Origin of the sequence: Citrobacter sp. U14242 (genome assembly GCF_046555775.1) — a bacterium.
Classification (GTDB): Bacteria; Pseudomonadota; Gammaproteobacteria; order Enterobacterales; family Enterobacteriaceae; genus Citrobacter.
This window is the reverse complement of the sequence record NZ_JBKGLW010000001.1, coordinates 444,145-466,374: the sequence shown is the minus strand read 5'-3', so window position 1 is coordinate 466,374 and position 22,230 is coordinate 444,145. Positions and strand designations below refer to the sequence as shown.

The 22,230-nt window shown below is 50.7% G+C and carries 20 protein-coding genes and 1 pseudogene; 11 read left to right on the top strand and 10 right to left on the bottom strand.

Annotation, left to right across the window (positions count from 1 at the left end; genetic code table 11):
* Positions 1–27: 27 nt before the first annotated feature.
* Both pbpG and ACLJXE_RS02115 read right to left on the bottom strand, forming a co-directional pair.
* Complete coding sequence (gene pbpG, locus ACLJXE_RS02120; RefSeq protein ID WP_286629160.1) at positions 28–975, bottom strand: D-alanyl-D-alanine endopeptidase; 948 nt, start codon at positions 973–975, stop codon at positions 28–30.
* A gap of 179 nt (positions 976–1,154) precedes the next feature.
* The gene (locus tag ACLJXE_RS02115) at positions 1,155–1,742 is read right to left on the bottom strand and encodes a Yip1 family protein (RefSeq protein WP_410749967.1); all 588 of its coding nucleotides are present in this window, start codon (positions 1,740–1,742) and stop codon (positions 1,155–1,157) included.
* 162 nt (positions 1,743–1,904) lie between these two features.
* Here ACLJXE_RS02115 and ACLJXE_RS02110 point away from each other — a divergent pair, with 162 nt between their 5' ends.
* The gene (locus ACLJXE_RS02110; protein ID WP_410749966.1) at positions 1,905–2,480 is read left to right on the top strand and encodes a DedA family protein; all 576 of its coding nucleotides are present in this window, start codon (positions 1,905–1,907) and stop codon (positions 2,478–2,480) included.
* A gap of 30 nt (positions 2,481–2,510) precedes the next feature.
* Here the strand turns inward: ACLJXE_RS02110 and mdtQ are convergent, their stop codons facing one another.
* Complete coding sequence (gene mdtQ / locus ACLJXE_RS02105) at positions 2,511–3,950, bottom strand: multidrug resistance outer membrane protein MdtQ (RefSeq protein ID WP_410749965.1); 1,440 nt, start codon at positions 3,948–3,950, stop codon at positions 2,511–2,513.
* A gap of 168 nt (positions 3,951–4,118) precedes the next feature.
* On the opposite strand from mdtQ, the pseudogene ACLJXE_RS02100 reads away from it, so the two are divergent.
* Positions 4,119–4,202, top strand: a pseudogene (locus tag ACLJXE_RS02100) (SAM-dependent methyltransferase); the annotation flags it as partial.
* A 144-nt stretch (positions 4,203–4,346) separates the two neighbouring features.
* Here the strand turns inward: ACLJXE_RS02100 and dusC are convergent.
* Positions 4,347–5,291, bottom strand: a complete 945-nt coding sequence (dusC, locus tag ACLJXE_RS02095) for a tRNA dihydrouridine(16) synthase DusC (protein ID WP_410749964.1) — start codon at positions 5,289–5,291, stop codon at positions 4,347–4,349.
* A 215-nt stretch (positions 5,292–5,506) separates the two neighbouring features.
* Between dusC and ACLJXE_RS02090 the strand changes: the two genes are divergently transcribed.
* From ACLJXE_RS02090 to preA, 7 genes are all read left to right on the top strand, one after another.
* Positions 5,507–5,905, top strand: a complete 399-nt coding sequence (locus ACLJXE_RS02090) for a CidA/LrgA family protein (RefSeq protein ID WP_005129194.1) — start codon at positions 5,507–5,509, stop codon at positions 5,903–5,905.
* Positions 5,902–6,597 carry a CidB/LrgB family autolysis modulator gene (locus ACLJXE_RS02085; RefSeq protein WP_271440062.1) on the top strand — a complete coding sequence of 232 codons (696 nt, stop codon included), beginning with the start codon at positions 5,902–5,904 and terminating at the stop codon, positions 6,595–6,597. Before ACLJXE_RS02090 ends, ACLJXE_RS02085 begins: the two co-directional genes overlap by 4 nt.
* Positions 6,598–6,745: 148 nt before the next feature.
* Entirely contained in the window at positions 6,746–7,630 is an 885-nt protein-coding gene (cdd, locus tag ACLJXE_RS02080) for a cytidine deaminase (RefSeq protein ID WP_286629156.1), read from the top strand.
* 187 nt (positions 7,631–7,817) lie between these two features.
* Positions 7,818–8,537, top strand: a complete 720-nt coding sequence (gene sanA, locus ACLJXE_RS02075) for an outer membrane permeability protein SanA (protein ID WP_286629155.1) — start codon at positions 7,818–7,820, stop codon at positions 8,535–8,537.
* A 2-nt stretch (positions 8,538–8,539) separates the two neighbouring features.
* Positions 8,540–8,779 carry a DUF2542 family protein gene (locus tag ACLJXE_RS02070; RefSeq protein WP_137382289.1) on the top strand — a complete coding sequence of 80 codons (240 nt, stop codon included), beginning with the start codon at positions 8,540–8,542 and terminating at the stop codon, positions 8,777–8,779.
* A 233-nt stretch (positions 8,780–9,012) separates the two neighbouring features.
* Positions 9,013–10,254, top strand: coding sequence for an NAD(P)-dependent oxidoreductase (locus tag ACLJXE_RS02065; protein ID WP_410749963.1), 1,242 nt, complete (start codon positions 9,013–9,015; stop codon positions 10,252–10,254).
* The gene (preA, locus tag ACLJXE_RS02060; RefSeq protein ID WP_410749962.1) at positions 10,248–11,483 is read left to right on the top strand and encodes an NAD-dependent dihydropyrimidine dehydrogenase subunit PreA; all 1,236 of its coding nucleotides are present in this window, start codon (positions 10,248–10,250) and stop codon (positions 11,481–11,483) included. Before ACLJXE_RS02065 ends, preA begins: the two co-directional genes overlap by 7 nt.
* 57 nt (positions 11,484–11,540) lie before the next feature.
* Here the strand turns inward: preA and mglC are convergent, their stop codons facing one another.
* From mglC to folE, 6 genes are all read right to left on the bottom strand, one after another.
* The gene (gene mglC, locus ACLJXE_RS02055; protein WP_005129205.1) at positions 11,541–12,551 is read right to left on the bottom strand and encodes a galactose/methyl galactoside ABC transporter permease MglC; all 1,011 of its coding nucleotides are present in this window, start codon (positions 12,549–12,551) and stop codon (positions 11,541–11,543) included.
* A gap of 15 nt (positions 12,552–12,566) precedes the next feature.
* Positions 12,567–14,087 (bottom strand): galactose/methyl galactoside ABC transporter ATP-binding protein MglA, encoded by a 1,521-nt coding sequence (gene mglA, locus ACLJXE_RS02050; protein ID WP_061068162.1) that lies wholly within the window; start codon positions 14,085–14,087, stop codon positions 12,567–12,569.
* A 71-nt stretch (positions 14,088–14,158) separates the two neighbouring features.
* The gene (gene mglB / locus ACLJXE_RS02045) at positions 14,159–15,157 is read right to left on the bottom strand and encodes a galactose/glucose ABC transporter substrate-binding protein MglB (RefSeq protein WP_043016958.1); all 999 of its coding nucleotides are present in this window, start codon (positions 15,155–15,157) and stop codon (positions 14,159–14,161) included.
* Between the two features lie 295 nt (positions 15,158–15,452).
* Entirely contained in the window at positions 15,453–16,475 is a 1,023-nt protein-coding gene (galS, locus tag ACLJXE_RS02040) for an HTH-type transcriptional regulator GalS (protein WP_410749961.1), read from the bottom strand.
* A 143-nt stretch (positions 16,476–16,618) separates the two neighbouring features.
* Positions 16,619–17,776, bottom strand: a complete 1,158-nt coding sequence (yeiB, locus tag ACLJXE_RS02035; RefSeq protein ID WP_410749960.1) for a DUF418 domain-containing protein YeiB — start codon at positions 17,774–17,776, stop codon at positions 16,619–16,621.
* A 14-nt stretch (positions 17,777–17,790) separates the two neighbouring features.
* The gene (gene folE / locus ACLJXE_RS02030; protein WP_003027410.1) at positions 17,791–18,459 is read right to left on the bottom strand and encodes a GTP cyclohydrolase I FolE; all 669 of its coding nucleotides are present in this window, start codon (positions 18,457–18,459) and stop codon (positions 17,791–17,793) included.
* 321 nt (positions 18,460–18,780) lie between these two features.
* Here folE and fghA point away from each other — a divergent pair, with 321 nt between their 5' ends.
* Together fghA and ACLJXE_RS02020 are read left to right on the top strand one after the other, a co-directional pair.
* The gene (gene fghA, locus ACLJXE_RS02025; RefSeq protein WP_410749959.1) at positions 18,781–19,617 is read left to right on the top strand and encodes an S-formylglutathione hydrolase; all 837 of its coding nucleotides are present in this window, start codon (positions 18,781–18,783) and stop codon (positions 19,615–19,617) included.
* 274 nt (positions 19,618–19,891) lie between these two features.
* Positions 19,892–21,877 carry a ligand-gated channel protein gene (locus ACLJXE_RS02020; RefSeq protein ID WP_410749958.1) on the top strand — a complete coding sequence of 662 codons (1,986 nt, stop codon included), beginning with the start codon at positions 19,892–19,894 and terminating at the stop codon, positions 21,875–21,877.
* Positions 21,878–22,230 lie beyond the last annotated feature (353 nt).

Here is a 22,230-nt window from a genome sequence, read left to right as displayed (position 1 = left end):
GGGCGCTTCGCTTACCCGCCCTGCGGTTTAATCGTTTTGCGCGGTTTGCTCACCTGTCGCTGAACCCGCTGCCGCCATCTGTGCGGCTTTTTGTTTTTTATAGCTCAGCGCCGCGGCCGGAACAGGCATCACCTTACCGGTTTCGATCCAGGTGCGTAAACGGCTGGCATCGGCAAAGTGGGTATATTTGCCAAAGGCATCCATCACCACCAGTGCTACCGGCTTGTTGTTAATGACCGTGCGCATCACCAGACAGTGACCCGCCGCGTTGGTAAAGCCGGTTTTGGTGAGCTGAATGTTCCAGTTATCACGGTACACCAGATGGTTGGTGTTACGGAACGGCAGCGTATAAGCCGGATTAGCAAAGGTCGCCATGTCTTCACGCGTCGTACTCAACTGCCCTATCAGCGGATACTGCTTGCTGGCAATCAGCAGTTTAGTTAAATCACGCGCCGTCGAGACGTTATGAATCGATAACCCGGTCGGTTCCACAAAGCGCGTCTGGGTCATTCCCAACGACTTCGCCTTCGCATTCATTGCTTTGATAAAGGCGTTATAACCGCCCGGATAGTGGTGCGCCAGGCTTGCCGCTGCGCGGTTTTCTGAGGACATCAGCGCCAGCAGCAGCATGTCTTTACGGCTGATTTCGCTGTTCAGTCGCACACGAGAATAGATGCCTTTCATTTCCGGCGTCTGGCTGATATCAACGTTCAGTTTTTCATCCAGCGGCAGTCGTGCATCAAGCACCACCATCGCCGTCATTAATTTGGTAATCGACGCAATCGGGCGCACGAGGTCCGGGTGGTTCGAATAGATAACTTTGTTGGTATTCAGATCAACAATCATCGCACTACCGGAAGCAATCTCAGGTTGAGATGCCACTGCGGTAGTCGCCGTTTTCGCTACGGCTTGGGGTGCAAAAGGAACGGCCAGCACCAGGGCAAGACTTAATAATGAAACTCGGAATTTCAGCATGATGAGGTTTCTGATAATGGTTCACGCACGTCACAACGCACACCGCCTGAAATAAGGATTATCTCAAGCTAGCTCAGGCATCATAGCGATCCGGCAGGTTTGCCGCTACAGAAGAATCATCTCGAAATGCTGCGTTGCTGACTTTTACGTCAACAACGCAGCGCAGACAGGTTGTACGCCTAGAACAATCGGTATCCGTACCCCCACAGGATCACCGTAATCGCCAGCAGAACCTCCAGCACCAGAACGCCGATTGCCAGCGTTGAGCTGGAAAAGCTCAGCCCTTCTTCTTTAGTGATATTCAGGAACGTTGGAATACCGAGATAGAGTAAATAGCCGGTGTAAAACAGCGCGATGGTTCCCACGAGCGCACACAGCCAGACCAGCGGATACAGCGCCACCAGCCCGCTTAAAAACAGCGGGGTGGCAACATATCCGGCAAAGACCATGCAATGCGCCAGCGACGGGCGTCGCGGGTAATTACGCGCCATCCACCAGATAACTCTGCCCATGATGGCCACACCCGCCAACATCACGCCGTAAAACAGAATTGCCATCGCAAATCCGGTAAACAGGGATAACTTCAGTACATTGCCGTCGCCAAAATTCCAGCCAATTTGCGTGGTGCCAATAAACGCACAAATCACCGGGATTGCCGCCATCAGCAGTACATGGTGGGTATAGTGATGCGAAACACTTTCGTTTTCGCTGTTGATCACGTGCATTTCACGATCGGGATGGGAAAACAGCCCCCAGACATGGTTCATACCGCCCCCTTCTTGTCAGCTCCGGACCTCAACACTTCAAGTATAATTCAGCTTTTGATTATTTTATGTACACATGAAAAATACCGATGCGCTGAGTTGCTGCTTTTCCGGCATGAACAATTCACTGGGTGTATGCTATGGAGCGTGGAGGTCATACAACGTATGGATATAACGCATTATGTTGAGCAATACGGCTATGCGGCGCTGATTATTGGCAGCCTTGCCGAAGGCGAAACCATTACCTTGCTAGGCGGTGTTGCTGCGCATCAGGGAGTTCTTAAATTTCCGCTGGTGGTGCTCTCCGTCGCGTTGGGTGGGATGATTGGCGATCAGTTACTCTTTTTACTTGGGCGCCGTTATGGCGGTAAAATTTTACGTCGTTTCTCGCGTCATCGGGCAAAAATCCACTACGCACAGAAGATGATCCAACGGCGACCCTATCTGTTTGTGGTCGGCACACGCTTTATGTACGGCTTTCGCGTCATTGGCCCGTTGCTGATTGGGGCCAGCCACCTGCCGCCGAAGATTTTCATCCCACTGAATATCCTGGGGGCGTTTGTCTGGGCATTGCTGTTTACCACGCTCGGCTATGTGGGCGGTGAAGTGATTGCCCCATGGTTGCATAGCCTCGACCAGCATATTAAACATGGGGTCTGGTTGGTTCTGGTTATCGGCGTTGTGGTGGCTGCTCGCTGGTGGATGAAACGGCGAAGTAAACGCAAAGAACACTCGAATTGACCCGACAGAAGCTTCTGCCGGGTCAGACTATCAGGAAGCGCGGTAACCGCCGCCCAGTGCGCTGGTCAGCTGTATAGAAGCATCCAGCCACTGTCCCTGTATAACCAGACCATTAAGCTGTTCGCGTAATGCCGGAATTTTGGCCTCGCTAACCCGGGAACCCGCAATGATACCGGCGCTATATCGTGCCTGCGCAAGCCCCACAACGCGTTGTGCGTCATGTTCAATTTGCTGCTGATGCTGGTTCTTCTGCGCCAACGTTTCTACCTGTGATGCCGCACGCGCCACATCATTCACCGCATCGACCACTGCCTTGTTGTAATTTGCCACCGTCAGGTTGCTCTGCGCTTTCGTGATATCGAGATTCGCATTCAGTCTGCCGCTATCAAAAATAGGCAGCGTCAGTCCAGCCGTCACGCCCATCTGCTGTGCGGAATGGCGGAACAAATCGCTCAGATGCAGCGCATCCTGCTGTAAAAACGCCATCAGGTTAACGTCCGGATAGAATGCCGCTTTTGCCGCATCAATGCTGCTCAGCGATGACTCAATGTACCAATGTGCGGCCTGTAAATCAGGGCGGCGGGCCAGCAGCGAATAACCAAGCTGGGACGGTAGCTGGCTTTCTACCGCCGGTAGCGTCGTCGCTTTAAGCTTCATGACGGAAGATTGCGAGTTGGTCAGTGCGCTCAGCCGCGCCTCTATCACCTTCATTTTGCCGCTGACATCGTTCAGCTGCTGCTCCGTTTTACTGGAGTCGATATCCGTTTCAACACCTTCGACAGAAGAGGTAATCCCGTTTTGATACAGTTGACGATCGACGGTGATGACGTTCTGCTGCTCGTTTTTAATCTGCGTCAGCACAGTTTTCAGCGCCGCCTGTGTCTGCCACTCCCAGTACAGACGCGATACACCGCTCGCCAGTAACTGGCGAGTTTGCTCACGTTCAGCCTCCCGTGCTTTCACCTCACCAATACGCGCCGCCACTTCAGCCCGGTTTTTACCCCACAGATCCAGGTTCCAGCCTGCAGTTAAACCAAAGGTTCCATTGGTGTACCACGGCCCGGTAGTGCCTGCCGCAGGATCGGTAATGGCAAACGGTCCCATTAAACCTTCTGCCGACATTCTTTGACGTTCAACATCTGCGGAAAAATCAACCTCTGGACCATCCTGCGCCTTAACCGCTTTAGCCTGCGCTTCTGCCAGTTGAATGCGCTGTTCTGCTACCTGCATGTCTGGAGAATTCTTGAGTGTGCTGTCAATCAACGCATTCAGCTGTGGATCGTGATACGCCTTCCACCATTGGCTATCCGGCCAACCATTTTTTAATGCCGCAGGCAACGCGGAGTCAACGTTCATAGCGGGCGTCTGCTGTGACAGCGATTGACGATTGTCATGCATAGGAGCACAACCGACCACCCAAATAAGCAGCGGCAAACATGCTGTTGCAACAAGAACAGAGTTACGATTCATGGGAATATACAGGTAAGAAAAGATGCACAGAGAGTACGACTTACCGCATTATCTTTTTTAGTTACGCGTGGCAATACATCTTTTGAAATAAAACCACATTATTAAGAAACATATACATAGCAAATGATTCTGTCAAAATAATTCCATTGAATTATAAATGGAGGCGTAATGTCACAAAATATCTATGATGACCCGACATTCTTTGCCGGATATGCCACGCTGGATATTTCACAGAGGATGTTATCCAGGGCGCGCAGCATGACACCCGCGGATGGGATTGTTTATCAGCGTACGTAAGCCTGTGTAATCCTGATGGCGCTGCGCTTATCCGGTCTACGAATTACGCGTCCGCTCCGTAGGCCGGATAAGGCGGTTACGCCGCCATCCGGCAATAAATCAGGCAGCACTTGTGATGGCCTGAATCGCGCGTGCAATATCCGGTGAATTATTCAACGCCCTAATTTTCTGAAACAGTTCTGTCGCTTCAACATATTCTTTACGAAGATATCCCAGCCACTGTTTGATACGCGCCACATGATACAGCCCGGTATCACCCTGTTTTTCCAGTCGGGTATATTTTTGCAATAATGTCACAACCTCAGGCCACGGCATACGCGGTTCGTTATATTTCACCACGCGACTCAAATTCGGGATATTAAGTGCACCGCGCCCTATCATGACGGCGTCGCATCCACTGATGGCCATACAGTCCTGTGCGCTTTGCCAGTCCCAGATCTCTCCATTCGCGATAACCGGGATATTGAGACGCTGACGAATCTCGCCAATAGCCTGCCAGTTAATGTGCTCGGCCTTATAACCTTGCTCTTTAGTTCGACCGTGCACCACCAACTCGCTGGCACCGGCCTGCTGGACGGCATCAGCGATTTCGAACTGCCTGTCACTGCTGTCCCAGCCCAGACGCACTTTTACCGTCACCGGTAAATGGGCCGGAACCGCGTCACGCATGGCCTTAGCGCCACGGTAAATCAGTTCAGGGTCCTTCAGTAAAGTTGCGCCACCGCCGCTGCCATTTACCAGCTTCGACGGGCAGCCACAGTTTAGATCGACGCCATACGAACCCAGCTCAACCGCGCGGGCTGCATTTTCTGCCAGCCACTGTGGATACTGCCCCAGCAGTTGTATACGCACCGGTGTACCGGATGTTGTGCGGCTGGCGTTAAGCAGCTCTGGGCAAATGCGGTGAAAGACTTTTACCGGCAGCAGTTGATCCACCACGCGAACAAATTCGGTGATACAGAGATCATAATCATTCACTTCAGTCAGCAACTCGCGCACCAGTGAGTCGAGCACGCCTTCCATCGGCGCCAGTAAAACACGCATATTGTTACCCGCAAAAAAGAGAGGCGCTATGGTAACGTCTCTATGCAGGAGATTAAAGCGTCTCAGCGCCGGGCACAGGTTTGGTTATGCTGATTGGGGGCATTGCCTGATGTTCCTGATATCTATTTCCACTATGCTTAGAATTCATGATGTGATCGGTAGCACGTTTTAAAGTTTAATTGTATGATGAATCAGTCTCGTCAAGGGTTTCAATTATGAGCAAGTCACTGAACATTATCTGGCAATATTTACGCGCGTTCGTCCTCATTTATGCCTGCCTCTATGCAGGTATTTTTCTTGCATCACTGCTGCCGATAACGATTCCGGGCAGCATTATCGGCATGCTGATTCTGTTTGTATTACTGGCATTACAGATCTTACCGGCAAAATGGGTAAACCCGGGTTGCTACGTACTGATACGTTACATGGCCCTGCTGTTTGTCCCGATTGGCGTGGGGATCATGCAGTACTTTGACTTGCTACGCGCACAATTTGGTCCGGTCGTGGTGTCCTGCACCATCAGTACGCTGGTCGTATTCCTGGTAGTGAGTTGGAGCTCGCACATTGTTCACGGCGAACGCAAAATCGTTGGTCAAAAAGGGTCTAAACAATGATGTCGTATATCTGGTGGTCATTACCCCTCACCCTGGCGGTATTTTTTGCTGCACGTAAGCTGGCAGCGCGATTTAAACTGCCGTTGCTGAATCCGCTGCTCGTGGCGATGGTGGTGATTATTCCCTTTTTGATGCTGACCGGTATCCCCTACGATCACTACTTCAAAGGCAGCGAGGTGCTGAACGATTTATTGCAACCGGCTGTCGTCGCTCTGGCTTATCCGTTATATGAACAGCTGCACCAAATCCGTGCCCGCTGGAAATCCATTATCGCAATCTGTTTTGCCGGCAGTGTCGTGGCCATGGTCACGGGCACGTCCATTGCCTTGCTGATGGGCGCTTCACCGGAGATTGCCGCCTCTATTATGCCTAAATCGGTAACCACACCTATCGCGATGGCTGTGGGAGGGAGTATTGGTGGTATTCCAGCAATCAGCGCAGTGTGCGTCATTTTTGTCGGTATCCTCGGTGCCGTATTTGGCCATACCCTGCTGAATGCAATGCGCATTCGCACTAAAGCAGCACGTGGACTGGCAATGGGGACGGCTTCACACGCCCTGGGCACGGCTCGCTGTGCTGAACTGGACTACCAGGAAGGGGCATTTAGCTCACTGGCGCTGGTGATTTGCGGGATTATCACCTCATTGGTTGCCCCCTTCCTGTTCCCGGTTATCCTGGCAGTGGTAGGCTAATTTGCATTTTTAAGCTGTTTATTTGCGATGCGTTGCACATTTTTCATTTAAGTTTCATAAGTTGCATACACAATGAGATTTGGATCACATATAAAGCCCTGTCAGGCCCGTAAACTACGGTTCCATTACATTGTTATGAGGCAACGCCATGCATCCACGTTTTCAAACTGCTTTTGCCCAACTCGCGGATAACTTGCAATCAGCCCTGGCCCCTATTCTGGCGGATGAACATTTCCCGGCCATGCTGACGGCTGAGCAGGTATCTTTGCTTAAACGCGAATCGGGACTGGACGAAGACGCGCTGGCATTCGCTCTGCTGCCTTTAGCTGCGGCCTGCGCACGCACCCCGCTGTCCAACTTCAACGTTGGCGCAATCTCACGAGGTATCAGCGGAACCTGGTATTTCGGTGGGAACATGGAGTTTCTTGGTGCAACAATGCAGCAAACCGTTCACGCCGAGCAGAGCGCGATCAGCCATGCCTGGTTACGTGGCGAAAAAGGACTCGCCGCGATTACCGTCAACTACACCCCTTGCGGACACTGCCGTCAGTTTATGAATGAGCTGAACAGCGGACTGGATTTACGTATTCACCTGCCAGGGCGTGAACCACACGCACTACGCGACTATCTGCCGGACGCTTTTGGGCCAAAAGATCTCGACATCAAGACGCTGTTGATGGACGACCAGGATCACGGCTTCGCGCTGCAAGGCGATGCGCTCACCCAGGCGGCGATTGCCGCAGCAAACAGATGCCATATGCCCTACAGCAACTCCCCGAGCGGCGTGGCGCTGGAGTGTAAAGATGGTCAGATTTTCAGCGGCAGTTATGCTGAAAACGCCGCCTTCAACCCAACGCTGCCACCGTTGCAGGGCGCATTAAACCTGTTGAGTCTGAACGGTTACGACTATCCGGACATTCAACGTGCGGTGCTGGCAGAAAAAGCGGATGCGGCGCTTATCCAGTGGGATGCGACGTCTGCCACCCTGAACGCGCTGGGCTGCGATAATATCGAACGCGTACTACTCGGTTAAGTCGTGACGCCCGGTGGCGTTGCACTTACCGGGCCTACAAGCCAACCGTACAGTATGTTGGTCCGATAATCCCTGCGCCATCGGGCAACAGTGACTAAAATCCCCTCAATCAGACTGCTGTTTCTTGCGCTCCGTCGTTGGGTACAGTAGCCTGATTGAAATTCCATCCAATTATCGAGTTTTCTGCATGTTAAAGCGCGTGTTTTACAGCTTGTTAGTCCTGGCAGGCTTGCTGCTGTTGACAGTGCTTGGACTCGACAGATGGATGAGCTGGAAGACGGCCCCCTATATCTATGACGAATTACAGGATCTCCCTTACCGGCAGGTTGGCGTTGTCCTGGGCACAGCAAAATACTACCGTACCGGCGTCATCAATCAGTATTACCGCTACCGCATTCAGGGCGCATTAAATGCGTATAACAGCGGCAAAGTAAACTATCTGCTACTTAGCGGCGACAACGCGCAGCAAAGCTATAACGAACCGATGACGATGCGTAAAGACCTGATTGCCGCGGGCGTCGATCCCGCTGACATCGTGCTTGATTACGCCGGGTTCCGTACGCTTGATTCAATTGTACGCACCCGCAAAGTATTCGATACCAACGATTTCATCATCATTACTCAGCGATTCCACTGTGAGCGCGCGTTGTTTATTGCGCTACATATGGGCATTCAGGCTCAGTGCTATGCGGTACCCTCGCCAAAAGATATGCTTACCGTGCGGGTGCGCGAATTTGGCGCTCGCTTTGGTGCGCTGGCCGATCTCTACCTTTTTAAACGCGAGCCACGTTTTTTAGGTCCGCTGGTGCCCATCCCGACCATGCATCAGGTACCTGATGATGCTCAGGGATATCCGGCAGTCACTCCGGAACAATTACTCGAATTACAAAAGAAACAAGGAAAATAAGCATGGATGTACAAACTCTCTTCGTGGTATTGGCCTTTTTGCTCATTCCCCTCTTTTGTTTCCGTGAAGCCTGGAAAGGATGGCGCTCCGGGGCCGTAGATAAAATTAAGAAGAATGCGCGCGAACCGGTTTACGCTTATCGCTCTCAAGAGCCTTTGCAATTTTGGTCCTATGTGCTGGTTTATGCCGGGTGCGGATGTTTATCATTAGGTATGGTTGTTTATTTAGTGTTTTATCGTTAACAATATTGCCTTTATATTAGCGTTTGCGAATAACTAATATTATGATAACGGTTACCATTTCAATATAAGGGATAAATGCTGCCTGTCAGCATCTCCCTCACACCTTCTTCTATTTGTGAATCCTTTCACAGAATACTCTTCCTGCAGTGCTTAGCCTTAAGGATAGCCTTTCAATTTTTATATTTTGTTATTAACGGTTTGCCTTAATTTACTCAAGCATTAAGGAATAAAATATGCCACAACAAAATTATCTGGATGAGCTCACGCCTGCTTTCACCCCATTATTAGCGATAAAAGAGGCTTCTCGTTGTTTATTATGTCACGATGCCCCCTGTAGCCAGGATTGCCCGGCACAAACTGACCCTGGGAAATTTATTCGCTCCATTTATTTCCGCAATTTTAAAGGCGCTGCTGAAACTATCCGGGAAAATAATGCGCTTGGTGCGGTGTGCGCCCGGGTATGCCCAACCGAAAAATTATGCCAGCGCGGATGTACACGCTCAGGAATTGACAGGCCTATCGATATTGCACGTCTGCAGCGATTTATTACCGATTTTGAACAGCAAACCGCAATGAAAATCTATCAGCCCGCAACAAAAACGCTGGGCAAGGTAGCCATCATCGGTGCAGGACCGGCCGGATTACAGGCCAGCGTAACGCTGAGTAATCTTGGCTATGATGTCACCCTGTTCGAAAAACAGGCCCAGCCTGGTGGCTGGTTGCGTTATGGCATTCCAGAGTTTCGTCTGCCACAGACGGTTTTAGATCATGAAATTGCCCGTATTGTGGAAATGGGCGTAACCATCAGATGCAATTGTGAAGTTGGCAATGCCCTCTCCCTTGAGCAACTCAAAACAGAATACCGCGCCGTACTGGTGACCGTAGGAATGTCTTACGGTTCTACGTTGCCTCTGTTTGACCAGGCGAATAATGTCGAAATTGCCGTCAACTTCCTGCAACGGGCCCGGCAGTCAGGCGGCGATATTACCGTAGCGCAAAGCGCATTGATCATCGGCGGCGGCGATGTGGCAATGGATGTCGCCAGTACACTGAAATTGCTGGGCTGCCCTTCAGTCACCTGTGTCGCGCGTGAAGAACTGGCCGAATTTCCTGCCAGCGAAAAAGAGTTCAACAGTACCCAGGCATTAGGGGTATCGATTATTGACGGTTTTACTCCTGTGGCGGTTAGTGGAAATCGCGTAACCTTTAAGCACGTACGTCTGCCGGGAGAACTCTCGCTTGAAGCCGAACATATTATTCTTGCCGTCGGTCAACATGCGCAGCTTGATGATTTTGCCGCGTTAAAGCCACAGCGCAATCTTATCGATACGCACAATTACCAAACCGCCGATCCGGTTATGTTTGCCGCAGGCGATATTGTTAAAGGCGATAAAACGGTTGTATACGCCGTGAAAACCGGAAAAGAAGCCGCTCAGGCCATTCATCACTATTTAGAGGGAGCTTGCTCATGTTAACGAAAGATCTTTCTATTACTTTTTGCGGCGTCAAATTTCCCAACCCGTTCTGCCTCTCTTCTTCCCCGGTGGGCAACTGCTATGAGATGTGCGCCAAAGCCTATGATACCGGCTGGGGCGGTATTGTTTTTAAGACCATCGGTTTCTTTATTGCCAATGAAGTCTCCCCACGCTTTGACCATCTGACCAAAGAAGATACCGGCTTTATTGGCTTCAAAAACATGGAGCAAATTGCCGAGCACCCGCTGGAGGAGAATCTGGCCGCAATTCGCCGACTGAAACAGGACTACCCAAACAACGTCCTGATTGCGTCGATCATGGGTGAAAACGAAGAACAGTGGCAGGAGCTGGCTCGTCGGGTTGAAGAGGCAGGTGCAGACATGATCGAATGCAACTTTTCCTGCCCACAAATGACCTCACATGCCATGGGCAGTGATGTCGGGCAAAGCCCTGAGCTGGTCGAAAAGTATTGTCGGGCAGTTAAACGCGGCTCAACCTTACCAATGCTGGCTAAAATGACACCGAATATTGGTGATATGTGTGAAGTAGCTCTGGCGGCTAAACGCGGAGGCGCCGACGGTATCGCGACCATCAATACGGTTAAATCCATCACCAATATCGACCTGAACCGAAAAATTGGGATGCCGGTCGTTAACGGTAAATCCAGTATTTCTGGTTACTCCGGCAAGGCCGTGAAACCTATTGCTCTGCGCTTTATTCAGCAACTGCGCATGCACCCTGAACTGCGCGATTTCCCGATTAGCGGCATTGGGGGAATTGAAACCTGGGAGGATGCCGCCGAGTTTCTGCTGTTGGGTGCTGCCACGCTGCAGGTAACCACCGGGATCATGCAGTATGGCTACCGAATCGTGGAGGACATGACCAGCGGGCTGTCACATTACCTCGCCGATCAAGGATTTGATTCGCTGGAGGAGATGGTTGGTCTCGCCAATGCCAATATCATCCCCGCAGAGGAGCTTGATCGTAGCTACCTCGTCTATCCGCATATCAATCTCGAAAAATGTGTTGGCTGTGGCCGTTGCTACATCTCCTGCTATGACGGTGGGCACCAGGCGATGGAATGGAATGAGGAGACCCGTACACCACACTGCAACACGGAAAAATGCGTGGGCTGCTTGCTGTGCGGCCACGTTTGCCCGGTAGCCTGTATCGGTCTCGGTGAGGTGAAATTTAAAACCGGCGAGAAAGCGCATGCGTTAACGTTGTAACACGCACAAAAAGCCCGGTGCAGATTGCGCTGCACCGGGCTTTTAGCGTTTTAATCGTTACTTCTTACGTGCGTATTTCAGTGAATCCAGCGCGACGGCGAAGATGATGATGCCGCCCTTAATAATATACTGCCAGTAAGGGTTCACGCCGATGTAGGTTAAACCATAGTTGATGACGGTGAAAATTATCACACCGGTCACCACGCCGAAGACCGTCCCCACGCCACCGCTAAACGACACGCCGCCTACCACGCAAGCTGCAATCGCATCAAGCTCATACATAAAGCCGAGGTTGTTGGTCGCGGAACCGATACGCCCGGCTTCCAGCAATCCACCGAAGGCATAGAACACACCAGACAGCGCATAGATAATCAGCAGGTTCAGCGCCACGTTTACACCGGACACTTTCGCCGCTTCCGGGTTCCCGCCGATGGCGAAAATGTTTTTACCAAAGCGGGTCTTGTTCCACAGCACCCAGACAAAAGCTACCGCAATCAGCGCATAGAAGGTGATGTAGGAAAGTCGGAAACTACCCAGCGCAATAAAGCCCTGCGCAAAGGTTGAGAACCCGCTGTCAAAGCCAGAAATTGGCGATGCGCCGACAAAGTCGTAGTACAGGGAGTTAATACCGTAGACAATAATCATCGTGCCGAGGGTGGTGATAAACGGCGTCACATTCAGATAAGCAATGATGATACCGTTTACCAGACCGATGACAGCACCGATAACGCAAACAATCAGCACGACCACAATAATGGGCATCGTCGCCATTTCCGGGAATACCTTGTTGGCATTCTCCATCGACTGCAACAAGGTTGCCGCAACGACCGCCGCCAAACCTACCTGGCGCCCTGCTGACAGGTCCGTCCCTTGCGTAACAATCAGCCCGGCAACACCCAGCGCGATAATAATACGCACGGAGGATTGCGTCAGAATATTACTCAAGTTCAGTAAACTTAAGAATGTGGGGTCCTGGAAAATAATAATGGCCAGCAAAACCAAAAGAACAACGTAAATTCCGCCTTCTTTCAGGTAAGTAAGAAAACTTTTCTTATTTAACGCACTCATGAGGAGCCCCTAATCTTAAAGGTGCAAAGACGCAAGACGGAGGATTTCGTTTTGCGTTGTTGTTTTAGTGTCAACAATTCCAGCGACGAGGCCATTGCTCATCACCAGAATACGATCGGTAATACCTAGCAACTCCGGCATTTCAGAGGAAATAATAATGATCCCCTTTCCTTTTTTCGCCAGTTCAGCAATCAACTGATAAATCTCAAATTTCGCGCCGACATCAATACCGCGTGTAGGTTCATCCAGCATCAGGATTTCAGGCTGCGTTAACAACCAACGGCCAATGACCACCTTTTGCTGATTACCACCAGAAAGTGAACCAATTTGCGTACGATGCCCTGGTGTTTTTACCCTCATCGAGTCAATTACCCACTGGGTATCACTCTTCATGCGGGAGTTATCCAGCAGGCCAACTTTATTTTTATAGTTTTGGATATTGGAAATTAACGAGTTAAAACCAATGTCCAGATAGGCATAAATACCGGTTGAGCGACGCTCTTCAGTGACCAGCGCAAAACCATGGTTAATCGCTTCATTCGCACTGTGATTATTGATTTTTTTGCCGTGGAGCGTAATCGTGCCCGATGATTTCTCACGAATGCCAAACAACGTTTCAACGATATCGGTGCGTTTCGCGCCAACCAGACCGGCAATGCCGAGAATTTCCCCTTTATGGAGATCAAAAGAGATATCACGAATCGACGGCTGACGCAGAGACGTCAGGTTACGCACTTCCAGAATCACTTCTCCCGGCTTGTTCTCTTTATCCGGGAAACGTTGGTTCAGTGAGCGTCCGACCATCATGGCGATGATCTTATCCATGTCCAGCCCTTCCAGCGGCTGGGTCGCAATCCATTGACCATCGCGCAGCACGGTAATTTCATCGCACAGTTGAAAGATTTCTTCCATTTTGTGAGAAATATACACGATCCCGCACCCACGCTCTTTCAGCTTACGGATGATGGTAAACAGATGATTAACCTCTTTCTCAGTTAACGATGAGGTCGGTTCATCCATAATGACGATTTTGGCGTCATACGAAAATGCTTTCGCAATTTCGATCATCTGCATTTGCGAAACAGATAATGTTCCGACGCGCGCACGCGGATCGATGTCAATATCCAGTTCATCAAAAATCGCTTTGGTATCGCGGTACATTTTTTCCTGATCGACAAACATACCTTTGGTGGGATAGCGCCCCAGCCACATGTTGTCCATTACAGAACGTTGTAATACCAGGTTTAATTCCTGGTGTACCATTGAAATACCATTCTCAAGCGCTTCTTTAGCAGAATGAAAATCGATTTCTTTACCCTGAAATAAAATACTACCGGAATCTTTTTGATAGATCCCAAAAAGACATTTTAATAATGTTGACTTTCCAGCGCCATTCTCGCCCATCAGAGCATGAATAGAATGTGGGCGGACTTTTAAATTGACATTATCAAGAGCCTTAACGCCGGGAAAGGACTTGTTGATGCCGCTCATTTCCAACAAGTATTCACCTGACGACTGAGTATTAGTGCTGACCATAATTATACCTTGTTGGCCTTGCAGAGTGCGTAATTAAGGGCGCAATGAAATTGCGCCCACAGACGGAGTATTTATTTGTTGGTGAACTCTGCCAGATTATCTTTATCGACACCTACATATGGAACGCGAACAATTTTGTTCTCAATTTTCCAGTTGGTGCCATCTGCCGCGCCTTTGCCGTCCGCCAGGTTCCTCGCCAGATCGAAGGTCGCTTTCGCCTGGTTGTTTGCATCGTTCAGCACGGTACCGGCCATGGCACCCGATTTCACCAGAGCCAGTGCTTCAGGCAGCGCATCGACGCCAAATACCGGGACGCTGGTTTTGTTGTGCGCTTTCAGCGCTTCAACTGCGCCCATCGCCATGGCGTCATTGTTGGCGATAACCACTTCAATTTTGTTTGCGTTAGGACCAGACATCCACGCATCCATTTTATCTTTCGCCTGAGCGGTATCCCACATTGCGGTATCTAACTGCAACTGCTCAGTTTTAATGCCTTTATCGTTCAGCTCTTTAATCACGTAGGTCGTACGTGCTTCAGCATCCGGATGTCCCGGTTCACCTTTCAGCAGTACAAACTGAATTTTGCCGTCTTTATTCAGATCCCAGTTTGGGTTAGCAGCCCAGTGCTTGGCAATCAAATCACCCTGAATAATCCCGGACTCTTTGGAGTCAGTACCGACGTAATAGGCTTTGTCATAGCTGTCCAGCGCTTTACGGGAAGGCTCTTTGTTGAAGAATACAATCGGTACGTTCTGACCACGTGCTTTTTCAATTACCGTTCCTGCTGCTGCCGGGTCAACCAGGTTGATGGCCAGTGCTTTAACGCCTTTTGCCAACAACACATCAATCTGATCGTTCTGTTTGGACTGATCGTTTTGCGAGTCATTCATCAGCAACTGTACATCCGGCGCCGCTTTGGCATCTTTTTCAATAGCCTTACGTACCACAGACATAAAGTTATCGTCATATTTATAGATAGTCACACCAATGCGGGTATCAGCAGCGTGCGCAGCCGCGCCGAATAACATGCTTGCCATTACAGCAGACAGGGTCAACACCTTCTTATTCATGGTATCTCCGGTTTTATTATGCAGGGTAGTGCTTGAGATAAATGCTCGGCAGGCAGAACGTTACTGAAGTGTTACTGAACGCCGAAGCTCACTTTTAAAAATATTTCTTCCGTGTCTGGCAACGCTCCAAAAACAGGCTTTAATTTTTGTTTAAGACGCCTATACCTCGATGAAAGTGATTATTCACCGTTACATAGTAGTTACAGCGCAGCAAACAGTGTCATCATAGCTATCGCATTGTTAAGATACTGTGAATTTACTCACATATTGAAAGCGGTTACATGGCCCGACATTATCAGTTAGTGATCGGTGCCGCATTCTGCCGCAAAGCCACAGAATGGCGCCGCACCAGTGTCGGCATAAAGCAATGTGTTGCATCAGGATCCAGCGTTCCCGCCGCGCCTTGTAGCGCAAGCTCAGTGGCCATTTTTGCCATAGAAGCAATAGGATAGCGCACCGTTGTCAACTGCGGGTCGGTGTAACGCGCGATGGGGATATCGTCGAAACCAATGATAGACAGATGTAATGGAATGGCGATGCCGTTGTCTTTTAGCGCCGTTAGCGCGCCAGCGGCCATATTGTCGTTGTAAGCGAAGACAGCCGTCAGTTGCAGGTTGCGTCCCAGTAGTTCCACCATTGCGGACTCTCCACCCTGCATATCCGGTGAACCTGTACCTATCCAGCTGTCGGCTGGGGTAATCCCCTGTTCTTTCAGCGCACTTAGCCACCCTTCTTTACGCATTGTATCGTCCTCAATGCGGTGACTTGATGCCAGGTAACCAATACGTTGATGCCCATTATTCAGCAGCATGCGGGTTGCCATTTTAGCGCCGCTAATATTATCCAGACAGACACAACGATGCGCATAGCCCGGCACAATGCGGTTGATCAGCACCATACCGGGGATCTGATCCATAAACTCCGCCAGCTCGCGATCGCTCAACGCTTTCGAGTGAACAATCAGTGCGTTACAACGCTGACGAATCAATACCTCAATGGCGTGACGTTCTTTTTCAGCTTCGTGGTAGCTGTTGCCAATCAGGACGTACTTCTGATGCTGCTGGGCAACCAGGTCCACGGCTTTGACCAGCGCGCCAAAAAATGCATCTGAAACATCCATCACCACGACCCCAATCGTGTCGCTCACCTGCGTCGCCAGCGCTTGTGCATTGGCGTTAGGGCGATAGCCGAGCTGAGTCACTGCTTTCATTACCGCTTCACGCGTGTCAGGACTCACCAGCGCGCTGTTGTTGAGTACGCGGGAAACCGTCGCAACCGAAACGCCGGACTGCCGTGCCACATCACGTATGGTTACCATATTCACTACCCTGTTTAAGATGCGGTTACCCGCAGACACCCCAGGCTGTGTATTTTGTCAGCACAACGCAGCGGACTGCGTGAGTGATGTCACAGGAATGAAAGCGCTTACATCCATTTTGTTAATGAATGTGATCCAGATCGTTATCTGGATGTTCGCGGTAATGATGCCCCTGACGCACGCAGGGTTAATTGACGCCATAGCCATTCGACCGGGCCTTGCCGGTAAAAACGCAACCAAATGACGGAGAAAAGCAGGTTAACGGCCCAGACCGGAATGACAAATAACAGCAGCGCCAGTCGGTCATATTTCATAAATAAGCCAAATTGATAAAACAGCGTGGTGCAAATCAAGGTTTGTAACAGATAGTTGGTCAACGCCATGCGCCCAACGCAGGCTATCGCAACAACCCATTTTAAGCGGCTAAGCTGCGGCCAGAAACCAAACAGCAACGCGGCATAGCCAATTGTCTGAAACGGCGCTCCCAGCTCACGCGGAGCCTGCAACAAAAAAGCGCACCAGCGATATGCCCAATCCAGATGCCACTGCGCAACGATAGCAGGCAGGTTAATCGCAATGCCAATAATGACCAATAACGCGCCGGTACGTCGATAGTGCTGCAAACTGTACTGCCCTTTCAGCCAACCGCTGCGCATCAATGCCGCTCCCAGCAGCATCATCCCCGCCAACTGCCAGCCGTACTGTGCCCCCAGCGCCAGTAAGCTGCCTGACAGCATATCTACGCGATTGCTGACCGCTTCCATACCGCCGTTAATCTTCCAGTATTTCTCATACAGCAACGCAGAAGCATCCGGTGTCCAGGCCCGACTGGTCTCACTTCCGGAAATAAATCCCAGCAATAACAGCACACCAACGCCCACCAGATAGAGCAACACGCCGGTATTAAACAGACTTTTGACTGAAGGGGCATCACGAACCAACCGCCAGCAAATCAGCCCGATGAGGCCATACGCCAGCAGGATATCGCCATCCCAGAACAGCAAACCGTGAATGAACCCCAGCAAAACCAGCAAAGTGAGTCGCGACTGGATCCAATGTTTGCCTCGCGGTAGCAGCATCTGCAAACCCGCGCCAAACAGCAGCGCAAACAGCGTGAGGAATTTCACCTGCGCAAAGAGATCAAGCACAGCCCAGGTCCAGGCATCTGACGGAGTAATGTTGCCGTACCAGGCAGGATTCAGATAGGCCGCCTTTGGCAGACCAAAGGCGCTAATATTGAGAAGCAGGATACCGAGGATGGCGACGCCACGAATAAAATCCAGCGTGACATTACGCTCCATGGCCCCTGCCCTGATCAGTTGTGGTGACGCACGGCGCGCAGGAATTCCTGACGCGTATTCTGGCTGGACTTAAACAATCCGCCAAGCGAGGTAGTGGTGGTGGCGCTGGTCGCATCACGGATACCACGCGCTTTCACGCAGTAATGCACAGCATCAATTGAAACCGCCACATTATTCGTCCCGAGCAGCGTTTGCAGCGCAGTTAGAATTTGCTGAGTCAGCCGTTCCTGGACCTGCGGGCGCTGGGCGAAGAACTGCACAATGCGGTTAATCTTCGACAGGCCGATAACCGAATCTTTCGGGATATAGGCCACCGTCGCTTTGCCATCAATCGTGACGAAGTGATGTTCGCAGGTGCTGGTCAGCGTGATATCACGAACCGTGACCATCTCATCAACCTTCATCTTATTTTCAATGACGGTGATTTTAGGGAAATTAGCGTAATCGAGGCCGGAGAAAATCTCATCGACATACATTTTTGCGATGCGATGTGGAGTTTCCATCAGACTGTCATCGCTCAAATCAAGATTGAGCAATTGCATAATCTCGGTCATATGTCCGGAGATAAGACGTTTGCGCGTTTCGTTATCCATCTCTTGCACGGGCGGGCGTAGTGGTGTTTCGAGACCACGCGCGACCAGCGCTTCATGAACCAGGGCCGCTTCTTTACTGAGTGATGACATTTCTTTTTCTCCTGCAGGTGTGGCGCCTCTGCCCTGCGTGGGGCAAAGTTTTTAGGCTGTGTCACAGCCAGAACATTGTGCGTGAGGTGGCGCACATAATCCAGTATTCACCGCGATAATTATTGAAATTGGTGCTGCCTTTTAGCGCAGGTATTCCATACGCCGTTCATCCGGGTGAATTCGAGTGTTAATGTAAAGTTATATAGATGATGAAGTATGTTTGCTCAATGCGGAAGTGAAAGTTACTCACAGTGCAATGAATAATCTGTATTATGGTGAGTTCGCAAACACATTCAGGTTCAACACAACAAGGAGCCACGCATGGAAATGCTTGAAGAGCACCGCTGTTTTGAAGGCTGGCAGCAACGCTGGCGTCACGACTCCATCACGTTAAATTGCACCATGACCTTTAGTATTTTTCTTCCACCCCCCCGGGATAATACCCCGCCTCCGGTGCTGTACTGGCTGTCAGGTTTGACCTGCAATGATGAAAACTTCACCACTAAAGCCGGGGCACAACGTATTGCGGCTGAACTGGGCATCGTTCTGGTGATGCCCGATACCAGCCCGCGTGGGGAACAGGTCGCCAATGATGAAGGCTACGATTTAGGCCAGGGTGCCGGATTTTATCTCAATGCCACGCAACAGCCATGGGCCGCACATTTCCGCATGTATGACTATATGCGTGATGAGCTGCCGGCACTCATTCAGTCACAGTTTAACGTCAGCGATCGCTGCGCCATCAGCGGGCACTCAATGGGGGGGCATGGCGCACTGATCATGGCACTGAAAAACCCTGGCAAATACACCAGCGTTTCTGCCTTCGCCCCCATCGTTAATCCCTGTCGCGTACCGTGGGGTGAGAAAGCCTTTAGCGCCTATCTGGGCACGGATAAGTCTCTATGGGCAGAGTGGGATAGCTGCGCGTTGATGTTAGCCAGTAAGCCAGAAGATGCGATTCCAACGCTGATTGATCAGGGTGATAGCGATCAGTTTCTTGCCGATCAGTTGCAGCCAGCGGTGCTGGCCGAAACGGCACGTCAAACCGCATGGCCGATGACATTGCGCATTCAGCCAGGCTACGATCACAGCTATTACTTTATTTCATCGTTCATTGAAGATCATCTGCGCTTTCACGCTCAATATTTGCTGAAGTAATCCTGGAGGGCGTTAGCCCTCTTTACTTCTCCATCTTTTCTTCACTTTTTCTCCTTTTTTATTTCACTACTATCCCACTGAATCAAAAAGATTTTTCTCACCAATCTCATCAAACACAAATGATTTCTATTATCATTTGTGTTTACAAAAATTCATACTTTTGTACAATCCTCCCGCTTCTTTACTGAAAAGAGTCCTTAAAAGACAAATACATACAATTGTCATGGCCTTTCATATGACACGCAGTTTGATTCATTTAAATGGAATGATACAAATGACTATACCTCACGTTAAGGCTGTAGCTGCCGCAGTATGCGTCGCCAGTCTCCCATCACTCGGCCATGCCGCTGAACAAGACACCGTAGTTGTTACCGCTACCGGCTTCGAGCAGAAGATTCAGGATGCTCCCGCGTCGATATCTGTTATTACCAAACAGCAGATTGAGGACAAAGCCTATCGAGATGTTACCGATGCGCTAAAAGATGTCCCTGGCGTCGTCGTCACTGGCGGGGGGAGCAGCAGCGATATCAGCATTCGCGGTATGGCTTCGCAATACACGCTCTTCCTGGTTAACGGTAAACGTATCAGTACACGCGGTACGCGCCCGAACAGCGACAACTCAGGTATTGAGCAAGGCTGGCTACCGCCACTGGAATCCATCGAGCGTATAGAGGTGATCCGCGGCCCGATGTCATCCCTCTACGGCTCCGATGCGATGGGCGGCGTCATTAACGTCATCACCAAGAAAGTGTCGAATACCAAAGCCTGGACTGGCTCTCTACACGGCGATGCCACTTTCCAGGAAGACAGAGATTCCGGCGATATTTACCAGACTAACGCCTATGCGTCTGGGCCACTGATTGACGGATTACTCGGCGCGAAGGTGACTGGCTTATTCTCCCACCGGGCCGAAGATAAAATCGTTAATGGCTACAATGAACAGCGTATGCGTAACGGGGGGTTAACCCTGAACTTTACGCCAGATGATAAAAATGACATCGACTTCGATGTCGCGCATGAACTACAGGATCGCAACAGCACACCGGGCGAATCGATGGCGGCAGAAAACTGCCGTAACGGTGTTTGTAAGCCAAACAGCAAAAGCTACAACCGCTATGAACACACGACGTATTCATTAACCCACAGCGGTTATTACGACGATTTCAACAGTACCAGCTATGTTCAGCAGGAAGAGACCAAAAACCCTGGTCGTCAGATGAAGTCCTACAACACGATCTTCAATAACCAGAACCAGGTCTTCCTCGGGGCACACACCCTGACAGTTGGCGGGCAATACCGTTATGAAAAACTGCGTGATAACGGCAACCAACTGCAAGCAGCTGACGGTCTGAACAAACTGACCCGCTGGAGCTGGGCGCTGTTTGCCGAAGATGAATGGGCGGTTACCGATACTTTCACGCTGACCGGTGGTCTGCGTATGGACAAGGATGAAAACTACGGTGACAACTGGACGCCGCGCGGCTATGGCGTATGGCACCTGAGCGATCAGTGGACCTTAAAAGGGGGTGTTTCTGCGGGCTATCGCGCCCCGGATCTGCGCCAGTCTTCTGCAAGCTGGGGGCAAGTGACCGGTGGCGGTCGTCTTAACGGTATCATCGTCGGCAACCCGGATCTGAAACCAGAAAAAAGCCTGAGCGAAGAGATCGGTTTACTGTGGGATAACGGCAACGACCTCAACGCAGGCGTTACGTTGTTCAATACTGACTTCAAAAACAAAATCACCGAAGTTCGCCGCTGTAACAGCAGTGCCGATCCGGCCTGCACCATCGGCAATACCCATTATGACTTTGTCAGCGATCGCGTTAACGTTGATAAAGCCAATATGCGCGGTGTCGAATCCACCTTCGGCTGGAAAATCACCCCCGACGTCAACTGGACAGCGAACTATACCTATACGGAATCTGAGCAGAAAAGCGGTCAGTTCTCCGGCCAGCCGTTGAACAAAATGCCGAAGCATATGTTCAACACCACGCTGGACTGGCAGGCCACCCAGGACCTCGGTTTCTGGAGCCGTTTGAATCTGCGCGGGAAAACGTCTGAATACCTGAGCCGTACCTCCATGGCACAAGGTACCCCTTCCTATACCCAGGTGGATATCGGTATGCGTTACTATGCAACTAAAGATGTACTGCTTACTGCTGGCGTGTATAACGTGCTGGATAAACAAATCGATTACGATACCTACGACACCGTTCTTGATGGACGTCGTTACACGGTTGGCCTGACTTACAACTTCTAAGTTTTGGACAATAAATAACCCCGGCACTCACCATGCCAAATGCTGTTCAGTTAACATTTTAGTTTCAGAAAGCATCAACATGTATTGGCGGGGTAATGAACATGCTCTCTCAGAGAAAGGGTTCCGTTCACCTCATGTTCATCGCTTCTCTGTACACTGAACGCCAGTGAACGTGTTAAGGGTGCTATCGCCGCACCCTTAACAATCCCGGCTCCCGGCACAGAAAATCGTCGCTGCGCGATTCATTCGTCTTATTCCGTCTGCCTGTCGGGTCGGGGCCGAGCCTGCGTCCCTGCAGGCCATCCCCTCTGCCCGCATCCCTGCGGGAAGCTCCGGTCAGCCGTCAACGCCTC

Coding starts and splice junctions, on each gene's coding strand:
- pbpG (WP_286629160.1), bottom strand. CDS start 975: ATGCTGAAATTCCGAGTTTCATTATTAAGTCTTGCCCTGGTGCTGGCC.
- ACLJXE_RS02115 (WP_410749967.1), bottom strand. CDS start 1,742: ATGAACCATGTCTGGGGGCTGTTTTCCCATCCCGATCGTGAAATGCAC.
- ACLJXE_RS02110 (WP_410749966.1), top strand. CDS start 1,905: ATGGATATAACGCATTATGTTGAGCAATACGGCTATGCGGCGCTGATT.
- mdtQ (WP_410749965.1), bottom strand. CDS start 3,950: ATGAATCGTAACTCTGTTCTTGTTGCAACAGCATGTTTGCCGCTGCTT.
- dusC (WP_410749964.1), bottom strand. CDS start 5,291: ATGCGTGTTTTACTGGCGCCGATGGAAGGCGTGCTCGACTCACTGGTG.
- ACLJXE_RS02090 (WP_005129194.1), top strand. CDS start 5,507: ATGAGCAAGTCACTGAACATTATCTGGCAATATTTACGCGCGTTCGTC.
- ACLJXE_RS02085 (WP_271440062.1), top strand. CDS start 5,902: ATGATGTCGTATATCTGGTGGTCATTACCCCTCACCCTGGCGGTATTT.
- cdd (WP_286629156.1), top strand. CDS start 6,746: ATGCATCCACGTTTTCAAACTGCTTTTGCCCAACTCGCGGATAACTTG.
- sanA (WP_286629155.1), top strand. CDS start 7,818: ATGTTAAAGCGCGTGTTTTACAGCTTGTTAGTCCTGGCAGGCTTGCTG.
- ACLJXE_RS02070 (WP_137382289.1), top strand. CDS start 8,540: ATGGATGTACAAACTCTCTTCGTGGTATTGGCCTTTTTGCTCATTCCC.
- ACLJXE_RS02065 (WP_410749963.1), top strand. CDS start 9,013: ATGCCACAACAAAATTATCTGGATGAGCTCACGCCTGCTTTCACCCCA.
- preA (WP_410749962.1), top strand. CDS start 10,248: ATGTTAACGAAAGATCTTTCTATTACTTTTTGCGGCGTCAAATTTCCC.
- mglC (WP_005129205.1), bottom strand. CDS start 12,551: ATGAGTGCGTTAAATAAGAAAAGTTTTCTTACTTACCTGAAAGAAGGC.
- mglA (WP_061068162.1), bottom strand. CDS start 14,087: ATGGTCAGCACTAATACTCAGTCGTCAGGTGAATACTTGTTGGAAATG.
- mglB (WP_043016958.1), bottom strand. CDS start 15,157: ATGAATAAGAAGGTGTTGACCCTGTCTGCTGTAATGGCAAGCATGTTA.
- galS (WP_410749961.1), bottom strand. CDS start 16,475: ATGGTAACCATACGTGATGTGGCACGGCAGTCCGGCGTTTCGGTTGCG.
- yeiB (WP_410749960.1), bottom strand. CDS start 17,776: ATGGAGCGTAATGTCACGCTGGATTTTATTCGTGGCGTCGCCATCCTC.
- folE (WP_003027410.1), bottom strand. CDS start 18,459: ATGTCATCACTCAGTAAAGAAGCGGCCCTGGTTCATGAAGCGCTGGTC.
- fghA (WP_410749959.1), top strand. CDS start 18,781: ATGGAAATGCTTGAAGAGCACCGCTGTTTTGAAGGCTGGCAGCAACGC.
- ACLJXE_RS02020 (WP_410749958.1), top strand. CDS start 19,892: ATGACTATACCTCACGTTAAGGCTGTAGCTGCCGCAGTATGCGTCGCC.